General features: G+C 59.8%; 11 protein-coding genes and 1 pseudogene. 9 read left to right on the top strand and 3 right to left on the bottom strand.

Annotated features, from left to right (window positions below):
• Positions 1 to 232 precede the first annotated feature (232 nt).
• Positions 233 to 982: pseudogene (locus AKG11_RS31780) on the top strand (copper ion binding protein); the annotation flags it as partial.
• A gap of 53 nt (positions 983 to 1035) precedes the next feature.
• Here the strand turns inward: AKG11_RS31780 and AKG11_RS31775 are convergent.
• The gene (locus AKG11_RS31775; protein ID WP_050746878.1) at positions 1036 to 1749 is read right to left on the bottom strand and encodes an IS6-like element ISRsp9 family transposase; all 714 of its coding nucleotides are present in this window, start codon (positions 1747 to 1749) and stop codon (positions 1036 to 1038) included.
• 136 nt (positions 1750 to 1885) lie between these two features.
• The gene (locus tag AKG11_RS31770) at positions 1886 to 2932 is read right to left on the bottom strand and encodes a ferritin-like domain-containing protein (protein ID WP_245290304.1); all 1047 of its coding nucleotides are present in this window, start codon (positions 2930 to 2932) and stop codon (positions 1886 to 1888) included.
• Between AKG11_RS31770 and AKG11_RS31765 the strand changes: the two genes are divergently transcribed.
• The 8 genes from AKG11_RS31765 to AKG11_RS31730 all read left to right on the top strand — a co-directional run bounded on the left by AKG11_RS31765 (position 2874) and on the right by AKG11_RS31730 (position 12627).
• Positions 2874 to 5132, top strand: coding sequence for a NosR/NirI family protein (locus AKG11_RS31765; RefSeq protein WP_050746876.1), 2259 nt, complete (start codon positions 2874 to 2876; stop codon positions 5130 to 5132). The genes AKG11_RS31770 and AKG11_RS31765 overlap by 59 nt on opposite strands.
• 56 nt (positions 5133 to 5188) lie before the next feature.
• Positions 5189 to 7105: a TAT-dependent nitrous-oxide reductase gene (gene nosZ, locus AKG11_RS31760; RefSeq protein WP_050746875.1), complete on the top strand. Its 1917-nt coding sequence runs from the start codon at positions 5189 to 5191 to the stop codon at positions 7103 to 7105.
• Complete coding sequence (locus AKG11_RS31755; protein WP_050746874.1) at positions 7105 to 8475, top strand: nitrous oxide reductase family maturation protein NosD; 1371 nt, start codon at positions 7105 to 7107, stop codon at positions 8473 to 8475. Before nosZ ends, AKG11_RS31755 begins: the two co-directional genes overlap by 1 nt.
• Positions 8472 to 9392 (top strand): ABC transporter ATP-binding protein, encoded by a 921-nt coding sequence (locus AKG11_RS31750; protein ID WP_037094313.1) that lies wholly within the window; start codon positions 8472 to 8474, stop codon positions 9390 to 9392. The genes AKG11_RS31755 and AKG11_RS31750 overlap by 4 nt, the downstream gene beginning before the upstream one ends.
• Complete coding sequence (locus AKG11_RS31745; protein ID WP_050746873.1) at positions 9389 to 10216, top strand: ABC transporter permease; 828 nt, start codon at positions 9389 to 9391, stop codon at positions 10214 to 10216. The genes AKG11_RS31750 and AKG11_RS31745 overlap by 4 nt, the downstream gene beginning before the upstream one ends.
• A complete protein-coding gene (locus tag AKG11_RS31740; RefSeq protein WP_050746872.1) occupies positions 10213 to 10782 on the top strand; it encodes a nitrous oxide reductase accessory protein NosL in 570 nt (189 codons plus the stop codon). Before AKG11_RS31745 ends, AKG11_RS31740 begins: the two co-directional genes overlap by 4 nt.
• The gene (locus AKG11_RS31735; RefSeq protein ID WP_037094308.1) at positions 10775 to 11764 is read left to right on the top strand and encodes an FAD:protein FMN transferase; all 990 of its coding nucleotides are present in this window, start codon (positions 10775 to 10777) and stop codon (positions 11762 to 11764) included. The genes AKG11_RS31740 and AKG11_RS31735 overlap by 8 nt, the downstream gene beginning before the upstream one ends.
• A 425-nt stretch (positions 11765 to 12189) precedes the next feature.
• Complete coding sequence (locus tag AKG11_RS31730) at positions 12190 to 12627, top strand: pseudoazurin (protein ID WP_050746871.1); 438 nt, start codon at positions 12190 to 12192, stop codon at positions 12625 to 12627.
• Here the strand turns inward: AKG11_RS31730 and AKG11_RS31725 are convergent.
• Positions 12624 to 13010, bottom strand: a 387-nt coding sequence (locus AKG11_RS31725) for an integrase core domain-containing protein (RefSeq protein WP_245293370.1), incomplete at its 5' end; no start/stop codon positions are given. The two genes, AKG11_RS31730 and AKG11_RS31725, sit on opposite strands and share 4 nt — an antisense overlap.

Below are 13010 nucleotides of genomic sequence, written 5' to 3'. Positions count from 1 at the left end.
TCATCGCCCACATTCGCCTGATCACAAGGCGACTTGCAAGGTACCGATATCGTTGAAGGCTTTTCGAGTCAGACTCTGAGAATCTCCTGTTCGTCGCTCATGCCATTTCAGATAGAGCTTCCCACCGTTGGAAGGTCAAGTCCCAATGCTGATAAATTTGCTATTGACCTTCCAACGGTGGGAAGCCCTATTTTACGTCACGAATGCCGCAATTCGTACGCAAGGAGCCTCGATGAACGCCCCGCTCAAAGATCATGCAGTTTCGTTCGAACCAATAGTACTTCCCATTGAGGGCATGAGTTGCGCCTCGTGTGTGGGTCGCATCGAGAATGCGCTGAAGGCAGTGCCGGGTGTCGCGGACGCCAGTGTTAACTTGGCAACAGAGATGGCCGATATTTCGTTCACTGCTCCCGTCGAGCACGGCGCCCTCGTGTCCGCGGTTGAGGATGCGGGGTATTCGGTTCCCGCAACCCACACCGAGGTCATCATTGAGGGCATGACCTGCGCGTCATGCGTGGGGCGCGTCGAAAGCGCGCTCAATGCGGTTCCAGGCGTCACGCAAGCGACAGTCAACCTCGCCACGGAGCGCGCGAGCCTGCAGGGAAATGCCACCGCTGCCGATCTTATAAAGGCAGTCGAAAGGGCGGGTTATACGGCCCGAGTGGTCGATGGCGGTTCACAGCAACAGGACGAGGACGCCGCCCGTAAGGATCGCGAGCAGGCGCAGTTGCAGCGCGCCGTCCTTACTGCGGCGGTGCTGACCCTGCCGGTCTTCGTATTGGAGATGGGCTCGCATCTCCTCCCGGGCATGCACGACCTCATCATACGCACGATCGGAATGCAGTGGAACTGGTACCTTCAGTTTGCGCTTACAACGGCCGTTCTTTTCGGCCCCGGCATCCGTTTCTACAAAAAAGGCTTTCCCGCCTTGTGGAGGTTTGCGCCCGACATGAATTCGCTCGTGGCGGTTGGCACCATTGCGGGTGGCGTCGCCTTAACCTGACGTAGGACGCAATCATTTCTTTGTCCTGAATTTCAGGCTTGGATCGGCAACGCGATCTCACGCCAGGTGGCGCTGGCGAGGGCGCGGAGTTGGCGATGATCAGCGGCATTCAGGTGTTTTCGATGAAGTTGGAAAAGATTGGCAATTTGGCCGTGGGTTGAGACGAAACGTTGGCATTGACCTGCCGACTTGAACCGCATCATGCGTCGCTCTCGTCGTCGAACGGGAAGGTGAGAATTTTCTGCGAGGTTGTTGAGCCCTTTGTGCGAACGGTGTTCGATCCCCAGCATGATCTCTCTCTTTGCGGCGGAATAAGAACGCAGCTTGTCTGTCACCATCACGCGCGGCGCAACACCTTGGCTCTTCAACAATTTGCGCATCAGCCGAAGAGCGGCTCCCTTGTTTCTGCGGCTTTGCAGCAGAGCATCGAGAACGTAGCCGTTGGCATCGACGGCGCGCCACAGCCAGTATTTCTTGCCCTTGATCGATACGACCATCTCATCGAGATGCCATTTGTCTGCGAAGTTGCCGATCGACCGCCGCTTGAGTTGGTGGGCGAATTTCCGGCCAAACTTAGTCGTCCATTCTGAGACGGTCTGAAACGAGACGGCAATGCCGCGCTCGGCAAGCAGGTCTTCGATATCGCGCAGGCTCAGCGGGAACCGGTAATAGAGCCATACCGCATGCGCGATGATCTCGGCTGGAAAGCGGTGGCGTTTGTATCGGGCGGACGCATCGTCAGTCATGCCGATAGACTATTGCCTCGATCCGCACCAGCCGGTTAAGGCGACGCCTCCGCTGCCCCCGATGATTGTCTCATTCTTTAAACCATCCGCTCTTTGCAATGTGCGGATCAGCGGCGTATCGCAAGCGATATCGTTTTCAACGCGCTTGCCAACTACGGACACCCCTTAGACAATGGATCATTTCCGCAGCAGACCGTTGGGCACGGTCGCGCTGGATTTCGTCGGGCGCGGTCTGGCCAAGATCGATGTAGCAGTCGGTCAGCAGTTCGCAGAGCGGCAAAGCCTGTTCTACGGCCGTATCAGGCAAAGCTTCGAGAAGCGGCGCGGACGAGAACGGGTTCTGGACAAGTTCTTCGGCTCTTGTTCGTGCTTGTTCCGCCAGCGCCTGTAGTCTGCTTGAATCGGCCGTTTTTTCAGCCGCCGCCAGCGTTATGAGGTGATTGGCGAGCCGCATCTCTAGCAATACCAGATCCGTTTTGACGATGTCCGTGGAGGTGCGGCGTTCGACATGAAAGGCACGCCTGCGTTCGCTGCGCAGCTTTGCGACGTGACCCAGTTCCTCGTGCGCCATCCGCTCGGCGGCTTTGCCGATCTCTGCAGAATTCGCGTGTGCGGCGACATAAGTCCAGAAGACAAAGGCGCGCTCTTCGTTGCGCACCGCCATTGAGAAGGCGCGATACGCACTCAGTAGTTCAGGCGCAACGATGCCCGCTCCCTCGTCGTCAAACAGCACTTCCGGCGGATGCAACATGGCGGATTTCGGTTGACCAATCGCCGTCTGCCATTCGTCCACCTTACCCAGATGGCCCTCCTCCTCTGTGACAAGAGCCTCGAAGACGCCGGCGAGATCAGGTTGGCCTATCTCCTGCATGCGCTTCGCCAGCGCGATATATCCATCGATCGCCTCCTGTTCCATCGACCTGGCAAGCGCCAGCAGTTCATTCATCGACGCGACCTCCCATGAATCGCTCTCGCTTTTAACCATAATTTTCTCCTCGATCGTGCCATTACGTGCCGAATAACAGTCTACAATAGTTTGAACATGGGTGTTTGATTTCAATGAACGATTGCCTAAACTGATCCTTGGAGTGGCCAGTGACTTACCAGAAGAGAGACGCATCGAAATGGAATTTACCTGGAAACGTCCAGCCTGGCTGTTGAGCATTCTTTGGCTAGCGGCCATCTGCCTCTCGGTGACAATCGCTTCGCCGGCTATGGCTGACGGTCAGTTGCCAACATTCCTCGAAAAGGTCCAGCCGTCCGAACTGTTTGAAGGTGCCGACCGCTTTGGCGAAGTCGAGGGCGATCCCCCCATCGCGCCTGTCTACCGGGGAGACGAACTTCTCGGCTATGCCTATCTGAACTCCGATTTCACCAGTTCCATCGGCTATTCCGGCAAGCCCATCCATATCGTCGTTGGTATCGAGCGATCGGGCATTATTCGCGGCATCAAGCTCGTCGACCACAAGGAGCCGATCGTGCTGATCGGCATTCCCGAGAAGGATGTCGTCGCCGGCCTGAACTCGATCATCGGCAAGGATATGGGCCGCGTCGCCGCCGGTCAGGAGCGCCCGCCGCAGGTGGACATCGTCAGCGGCGCCACCGTGACCATCCTGGTGATGAGCGACAGCGTCGTGCGCTCGGCGGTGGCGCTGATTCGCAGCAACCGGTTAAGCGGCGAAGGCGTCGTCGCTACGGTGGCGGTAACCGAGAAGAGGACGCTCGATCTTTCGAAAACGGAAGCAAGCGACTGGCAGACGCTGCTCGGCGACGGGTCGATCCGCAGCCTGCGCCTGACGGTCGGCGAAGTCTCGCAAGCCTTCGCGGATGCCGGCCACGCCGAGGCGGCGAAGAAGCCGGAAACACCACAGCCCGGGGACAGATTCATCGATCTTTACATCGCCCCTGTCAGCGTGCCGGTCATCGGCAAGACGCTGCTGGGCGAAGTAGGCTATCAGCGGCTCCAGTCCCGGTTGAAGCCGGGCCAGTCAGCTCTCCTCGTCGCGGGCGACGGCGCCTATTCGTTCAAGGGCTCTGGCTATGTCCGGGGTGGCATTTTCGACCGCATCGAATTGCTGCAGAACGGCCAGGGCCTTCGCTTCAGGGATCGCAATCATACCAGGATTTCGGCCTTCTCAACGGACGGCGCCCCTCGCCTGCGTGAGATCGCCCTTTTCGTCGTACCTACCGATTTCCAGTTCGATGTGACCGAACCCTTCGAACTGCAATTGCTCGCGCAGCGCAGCACCGTGGCGCGCGACAAGGCCGCCATCGCCTTCAATCTCGGCTATACGCTTCCTTCTTCCTACTACACAGTCACCCGGGTGGAGACGCCCGTTGCTGCGGCCAGGACGGACGCTTCTGCCGAAGAGCCGGCGGCGGCGACCCGGACCGAACCACTGCCCGACGCGCCGCCGCTATGGGTCAGCATCTGGGACATGAACCGCGTGACGATGGCCATCACCGTGGCCGCCCTTCTCGTGCTCACCGGGATCTTCTTTTTCCAGGACTGGCTGGTGAAGCGTCCGAAACTGTTTGCCTGGGTCCGTACCAGCTATCTCGTCTTCACGCTGGTCTGGCTCGGCTGGTACGCCAATGCCCAGCTTTCCGTGGTCAATGTCCTGACATTCATCAATTCGCTCGTTACGTCCTTCCGGTGGGAATTCTTCCTGGCGGCGCCGCTGATCTTCATTCTCTGGGCCGCGGTTGCCGCCGGCCTGCTGTTCTGGGGACGTGGCCCCTTCTGCGGCTGGCTCTGCCCGTTCGGCGCGCTCCAGGAACTGCTCAACAAGGTTGCCGTAAAGCTGAAGATTCCGCAGGTGAAGGTGCCATGGGGCCTGCACGAGCGCCTCTGGCCGATCAAGTACATCATTTTCCTCGGGCTCTTCGGACTGTCCTTCTATTCGATGGCCTATGCCGAAATCCTCGCGGAAGTGGAGCCGTTCAAGACGGCAATCATTCTGAAGTTCGCCCGCGAGTGGCCCTTCGTCATCTTCGCCTTGACGCTTCTGGCCGCCGGCCTGTTCATCGAACGTTTCTACTGCCGCTATCTCTGCCCGCTCGGTGCGGCGCTGGCCATTCCCGGCCGGATCCGCATGTTCGAATGGCTGAAGCGCTGGCCAGAATGCGGCACGCCATGCCAGCGTTGTGCCAAAGAATGTCCTGTGCAGTCCATTCATCCGGAAGGCCAGATCAATGTCAACGAGTGTATCTACTGCATGCATTGCCAGGAACTCTATCACGATGATCATCGCTGCCCGCACATGATCCAGGTCCGCCTGAAACGGGAAAAGTTCATGGCTCTGTCGACGCCGGCATCGCGCGGTGAAAGCCCGCCCAGAACCGTCGTCACCCATAATGGCGAGGCCATAAAGAAAACCTGAATTCGGCGCCGGGCAGCCTGCCCACGCCAGCAATACCAGCAGAAAGGGAAGACACCATGTCCAACGAAGATACGCAACCGCGCCTGAACAGACGCCAGCTTCTGGGGTCAACCGCCGCCGTCGCGGCGGCAGGCGCCGCCACCGCCGGTGGCGCGCTGACCTTTGCCGGAGGCGCTACGCCGGCAAAGGCCGCCACCGAGGGAGGATTGTCCTACGAGGTCAAGCCGGGCGAACTGGACGAATATTACACGTTCTTCTCCAGCGGCCAGAGCGGCGAAGTCCGCATCGTCGGCCTGCCGTCGATGCGCGAATTCATGCGCATTCCGGTGTTCAACCGATGCAGCGCCACCGGCTGGGGCCAGACCAACGAAAGCCTGAAGGTGATGACCGAAGGGCTGCGTCCCGAAACGGTCGAGTATCTCAAGGACAAGGGCGGCGTCTACCACAACGGCGACCTGCACCACCCGCATTTGTCCTTCACCGACGGCACCTATGACGGTCGCTATCTCTATGCCAACGACAAGTCCAATACCCGCGTTTGCCGCATCCGCCTCGACGTCATGAAATGCGACAAGATCATCGAACTGCCGAACCAGCACACCGTTCATGGCCTGCGCGTGCAGAAATACCCCAAGACCGGCTATGTGTTCTGCAACGGCGAGGACGGCGTGCCGCTGCCGAACGACGGCAAGATCCTCGACAAGCCCGCCGAATATTTCTCGATCTTTTCCGCGGTTGACGGCGAGACCATGACGGTTGCATGGCAGGTGATCGTCGATGGCAACCTCGACAATGTCGATGCCGACTACCAGGGCAAATACTGCTTTGCGACCTGCTACAATTCCGAGAAGGGCGTCACGCTCGAAGAGATGATGTCGAAGGAGCAGGACTGGGTCGTCATCTTTAATATCAAGCGGATCGAGGAAGCCGTCGCCAAGGGCGATTACAAGGAAATGAACGGCGTGCCGGTGATCGACGGGCGTGCGGGTTCCGCCTACACCCGCTATGTCCCGGTTTCCAACGGCCCGCACGGCATGAACACCGCCCCCGACGGCATCCACGTGGTCGCCGCCGGCAAGCTGTCCCCGACCGTCACAGTGTTCGACGTGCGCAAGTTCGACGATCTCTTCGACGACAAGATCAAGCCGCGCGATGTGGTGGTCGCCGAGCCGGAACTCGGCCTCGGTCCGTTGCACACGGCTTATGACAACAAGGGCAACGCCTATACCACCCTGTTCATCGATAGCCAGATCTGCAAATGGAACATCGAGGACGCCAAGCGCGCCTTTGCCGGTGAGAAGGTCGATCCGATCCGCCAGAAGCTCGACGTCCACTACCAGCCTGGCCACAACCATACCTCCATGGGCCAGACCAAGGAGGCCGACGGCAAGTGGCTGATCTCGCTGAACAAGTTCTCGAAGGATCGGTTCCTCAATGTCGGCCCGCTGAAGCCCGAATGCGACCAGTTGATCGACATTTCCGGCGACCAGATGGTGCTTGTCCATGACAACCCGACCTTCGCCGAGCCGCATGACGCGACGATCGTGCATGCCTCGAAGATCAATCCGGTCAGCGTCTGGAGCCGTGATGATGTCTTCTTCGCCGATGCCGTGGAACAGGCCAAGAAGGACAATATCGACCTGCTCATCGACTCGGAGATCATTCGCGACGGCAACAAGGTGCGCGTCTATATGACCTCGTCGGCGCCGGCGTTCGGGCTCGAATCGTTCACGGTCAAGCAGGGAGACGAAGTCACTGTGTATGTGACCAATATTGACGAGGTAGAGGACCTGACGCACGGCTTCTGCATCGTCAACTACGGCATCAACATGGAGGTCGCGCCGCAGGCTACCGCCTCGGTGACGTTCAAGGCCGACCGGCCTGGCGTCTACTGGTACTATTGCTCGTGGTTCTGCCATGCCATGCACATGGAAATGAAGGGCCGCATGCTGGTGGAGCCTAAATCGGCCTGATGCGGTACCGACTGGCAAAACTCTGGATGGCGGCCCTTCTGGCCGCCATTCCTTCGGCTGCGCTGGCTGCGGAATGGATCGTCACACCCTCCGACGGACCGACGCTGTCGGCCGTTCTTAAAGCGGCGGCTCCGGGCGACAGGATACGCCTCAAGCCGGGCCGGCACGACGGGCCGCTGGTCATCGACAAGCCGGTAACGCTCGACGGCGAGGATGGAGCCAGCATCGTCGGCAACGGCGAGGGCAGCGTCGTCACCATCGAGGCGGAGAAGGTTACAGTGCGCGGCATCGAGGTCACCGGCTCGGGCATGAACCTGTCGACGCTGGATTCCGGCATCTTCGCCGCCCGGACGGCGACCGGCGCGATCATCGAGAACAACACCCTCACCGGCAATCTGTTCGGCATCTATCTCCACGGCGCGAAGGACTCGTTGGCCCGGAAGAACGTCATCGTCGGTCTCAAGGATGGCCGGATGAGCGAGTTCGGCAGCGGCATATCGATATGGAACGCGCCGGGCGGCAAGGTTGTCGATAACGACATCAGCTTCGGCCGCGACGGTATCGCCACCATGGCCAGCAAGAAGAACGTCTTCAGCGGCAACCGCTTCCGGGACCTGCGGTTCGCCGTCCATTATATGTATACCAATGACAGCGAGATCAGCGGCAATGTCTCGACGGGCAATTCGGTCGGCTACGCCATCATGTTCTCCAACCGGCTGAAGATCATCAACAATATCTCCGACGGCGATCGCGACCACGGCCTGCTGTTGAATTCGGCCAACAGTTCGACGATATCCGGCAACATCGTACGCGGGCGGCTGCAACCGGCGGACCGCTGGACGATGGCTGGCATCCAGGATTCCGGCCATGGCGTGAAGGATGATGCCGAGACGACGGGCGCCGTCGAGGGCGGCATGCGGCTCGGGCCGGAGAAATGCGTCTTCATCTACAATGCCAACCGGAACAAGCTGCTCAGCAACGAATTCCAGGGCTGCGCCATCGGCATCCATTTCACCGCCGGGTCGGAAGGCAATACGATGACCGGCAATGCCTTCATCGACAATCGCAACCAGGTGAAATATGTCGGCACCCGCTACCTTGACTGGTCGGTGAATGGGCGCGGCAATTACTGGAGCGACAACCCGGCCTTTGACCTTGATGGCGACGGAATCGGCGATAGGGCCTATCGCCCGAACGACCTCATGGACAAGGTCCTGTGGACCTCGCCGCAGGCCAAGATTCTCACTTCGAGCCCGGCCGTGCAGATCATCCGCTGGGCGCAGGTCCAGTTTCCGGCGCTGTTGCCGGGCGGCGTGGTGGACAGCCATCCGTTGATGGCACCGACAAGACAGAAAGACGGTTTGCAGTGACGGCACCCACGGTCACATTATCAGGCGTGGCGAAACGCTACGGCCGGATCGAGGCGGTCAAGAATGTCTCCTTCGAACTGGAGCAGGGCCAGACGGTGGCCCTTGTCGGCCACAACGGCGCGGGCAAGACGACGCTGATCAAGCTGATGCTCGGCCTCATCCGGCCGACGCAAGGCACGGTGCAGGTGCTGGGCGAAGACCCGGCCCGGGGCGATTTCGCTGTGCGCCAGCGGCTCGGTTACCTGCCGGAGAGCGTCTCCTTCCACATGGCGCTGACGGGCCGCGAGACGCTTGCCTTCTATGCACGACTGAAACGTGTGGATATGTCGGACATGGAGGGCCTGTTCGAGCGCGTCGGGCTCGCGCCGGCTGCAGCCGATCGCCCCGTCCGGACCTATTCCAAGGGCATGCGGCAACGACTGGGACTGGCGCAGGCGCTGCTCGGCGCACCGCGCATCCTGCTGCTCGACGAGCCCACCAGCGGCCTTGATCCGGCATTGAGACGAAATTTCTATGAATTGGTATCCGGCCTGCGATCGGCTGGTACAACGATCCTGCTGTCCTCGCATGCGCTGACGGAACTCGAAGATCGCACCGACCGGGTGATCATCGTCAACGAGGGTGTGGCAATCGCCGACGGCACGCTGGAGAAGCTGCGGGGCATCGCCCGCCTGCCGACCCGGATCAGTGTCACGCTGGCAGATGGCGCGGGAATAACCGCTCCGAGCGGCGGGCAGGTCGCCTGGAAGGCGATCAGGGACCGCACCTTCGAGGCGGAGGTCGCGCCCGAAAACAAAATCTCGATCCTCAGGGACGTCACGGCCGATCCCGCCGCGGTTGCGGCGCTGCATGTGGTGGAGCCAACGCTCGATGAACTCTACGCCCATTTCCTCGGGGGGCGGGGGATGACGCGATGAACAATATATTGATCGTGGCGCGCAAGGAGATCCAAGAAGGCCTGCGGAACCGCTGGGTGCTGGCCACGACGCTGTTGCTGGCAGCCCTTGCGCTCACTCTGTCCTTCCTCGGCAGCGCGCCGACCGGCAATGTCGGCGTCAACCAGCTCGATGTCGTCATCGTCAGCCTGTCGAGTTTGACCATATTCCTGGTGCCGCTGATTGCACTGCTGCTGGCGCATGATGCGATCGTCGGCGAAGTAGAACGTGGTACGATGCTGCTCCTGATCAGCTATCCGATCGGTCGGCGGCAGATTGTCTTCGGCAAATTCCTCGGCCATCTGGCGATCCTCGCCTTCGCCACCCTGTTCGGTTATGGCACTGCAGCTGCGGCACTGGCGATGACCGGGACCGAGATTGGCATGGCCAGTTGGTGGGCCTTCCTGGCGATGATTGCTTCATCAATCCTGCTCGGCATGGTATTCATCGCTATCGGCTATGTAACGAGCGCGCTTTCCAGCGAGCGGAGCACGGCCGGCGGCATCGCGATCGGCGTCTGGCTGTTCTTTGTACTGATCTACGACATGGCTCTGCTGGGAGCATTGGTGGCAGCAGAAGGCCGGCCGCTGCCCAGCGGACTTCTCGATGTCCTGCTCGTCCTCAACCCGACCGATGCCTATCGACTCCTCAATCTGGGCTCGGGAGAGGCGGGCGCGCTTTCGGGGCTCGGCGGCATCGCCGGACATACAGGGCTCAACGGGCCCATGCTCGTTGCTGCTCTCGTCGCCTGGATCGCCGCGCCGCTTGCGCTCGCGCTTAGGATATTCTCAAGGAGAGAGCTATGAAGATTGCTCCCGTCATCGCACTCTTGCTCTGCGGCCTTCTCTTATCAGGCTGCAGCGAGGAAAAGGACGCGACGCCACCAGCACCCTACGCGCTCACCGAGGAAGCGATGGGCCGTTATTGTGGGATGAATGTTCTGGAACATCCGGGCCCCAAGGGACAGATTATAATGTCCCAAATCCCAGAGCCTATCTGGTTCAGTTCGGCGCGAGACACGCTCGCATTCACGATGCTGCCAGAGGAGCCAAAGGACATTGCGGCCATCTATGTGTCGGATATGGCTAAGGCAACCACATGGGAAGAGCCTGGAGCCGATAACTGGATCGATGCGCGCCTCGCATTCTTCGTGATCGGCAGCGGGCTGCGCGGCGGCATGGGCACGGACGAGGCGGTACCGTTTTCGACGCGTGATGCCGCCGACAAATTCGCCGGCGAGCATGGCGGCCGCGTTGTCAGCTTCGAAGAAGTTCCTCGCGATTACGTGCTAGGGTCGACGACGGACGATGCTGAGAGACAGAATACGCCGGAAAATTTCGTAGAACCCGGGAAAGGACAGACAAATGGCTAGTATTGTCACCCGCCGCCGCGCCATTGCGATATTCGCCGCAGCCGCTGGCCTACCCCTGATACGGCCCGCGCGGGCGGCGACCCATGCGGTCACCTGGAAAGGGCAGGCGCTGGGTGCACCTGCGACGCTTATCCTACATCACGAGGACAGGGACAAGGCCCAGTTGCTGATCAACCGCGTCGTGACGGAGGTGTCGCGGCTGGAAGAGGTGTTCAGCCTTTACAGGAGCACATCCGCGATCAGCGAGCTGAACCGAGTCGGTGGCCTGGCCGCACCATCCGGTGATCTGGTAGCACTGCTCGAAGCCTGCCACCACCATTGGCATGAGAGCAGCGGTGTTTTCGACCCGACCATACAGCCGCTCTGGGCGCTTTATCGCGATCATTTCTCGGCACCCGGCGCGGATCCCGACGGCCCTCCACCCGAACAAATCGCACAGGCGGTCGCGCGAGTCGGCTTCGACGCGGTCCGCTTCAACCGCGACGGCATCGTGTTCAAGCGGCCAGGCATGGCGCTGACGCTGAACGGCATAGCTCAAGGCTATGTCACCGACCGCGTGGTTTCGTTGCTGCGGGATGCGGGTATCACCAGCAGCATGGTGGACATGGGTGAAGGTCGAGCTATTGGCGCGCAGGGCGACGGCACTCCGTGGCGCATCGGCCTTGCCGACCTCCAGGGCGCCGAACGTCCCGACAGCGTTCTCGATCTTATCGACCGGGCGGTTGCGACATCCAGCCCGGCCGGCTTCCAATTCGACACCGCACGCCGGTTTAGCCATATCCTCGACCCGCGCAACGGCAATGCCAGCGCGTCTTATCGGCGCCTGACTGTCGTGGCGCCGGACGCCACGACAGCAGACGCTCTCTCGACCGTCTTCACGCTGCTGGATCCGGATAGTATCCGTTCAAGCCTTGCCGGAAAACCTGATATCATGGTGGATCTTGTTCTGGAGTCAGGCGAACACAGACGATACGGGAGTTGAACGTCCCGCACGGCGTCGAGCGGACCTGATCGAAGTGCTTTTACGCTTACATTGTCTCCGGTCACCGACGTATCCGCCTGCCGCTGGTGACGAGATCGACATTTCGCCGCCTTTTTCCCCATGACCTAAACGCCTAAGTTCTGGTTGTCCGCCAGCTTCACGTCAACGATGGGAGGTAACCTCCACCTCAACTGGTGGGAGATCTGTGGACTATCACCGCGAGGGTCAGTCGCCCTACCCATGCGGACCCGTAGATTTCGAATTCTCCGTCTTGGCCAAATCGGCATCAAAGCGGAACTTTACGTTTTTCCTTGGGTTGAACGGGCATCCATGGTTGTTATGTTCAGACAAGGGTTGCCTCACGCCCGTAGTTCCATCACCCACGCTGCCGTCGTCGGCTGAATAAATATCAAGGAGAAAAAACAATGAATCTTTTTGCAACGACTCTCATCGGAGGCGCTGTTTCAGTGTTGATAGGCAGTAGCGCAATCGCTGCGGACTTCGAAGTTGATATGCTCAACAAGGGCTCCGATGGGGTGATGGTGTTCGAGCCGCTTCTGTCAAAAATCGCTGTCGGCGACACTGTCACCTTTGTGCCAAAGGACAAGGGCCACAACGCTGAAGCCATAAAAAACATGGTTCCTGACGGCGCAGAGCTGTTCAAGGGAAAGATCAATGAAACAGTAAAGCAGACGTTCAATACGCCCGGAGTCTATGTCATAAAGTGCACGCCGCATTATAGTATGGGTATGGTTGCGGTGATCGTTGTGGGAGAGAACCCCGCCAATGTACAGGCGATCAAGGAGGCGAAATTGCCGAAGAAAGCGCGCGAGCGGACCGACAAGGCACTGTCGCAGCTTTAGGTGTTTGGTCCCGGCATTTGATGGTGCGGATTGAGTTTAAACCGTCCCGGCTCTGTTGCCCAGATTTTGCAGATGTATTCGTAGGGCGTTAGGCCGCGCAGTGTCTTTAACCGACGGCCGTAATTGTAGGCGTCAACGAAGTCATGAAGGTGGGCGGTTAACTGGGCATGGCTGTCGTAGTGGTAACGTTTGACAGTCGCTTCCTTGATCGTTCGGTTCATTCGCTCGACCTGGCCGTTGGTCCAGGGATGCTTGATTTTGGTGAGCCGGTGTTCGATCCCGTTCTCACGGCAACGCATGTCAAACATGTGCGTGATGTAAGTGGCCGTAGGGCCATCGGCGTAGCGCGGCGGGAACGTGAACTGGATGCCGTTATCGGTCAG

The organism is Shinella sp. SUS2 (genome assembly GCF_001262505.1).
GTDB lineage: Bacteria > Pseudomonadota > Alphaproteobacteria > Rhizobiales > Rhizobiaceae > Shinella.
This window is presented reverse-complemented; position numbering and strand designations above follow the sequence as displayed.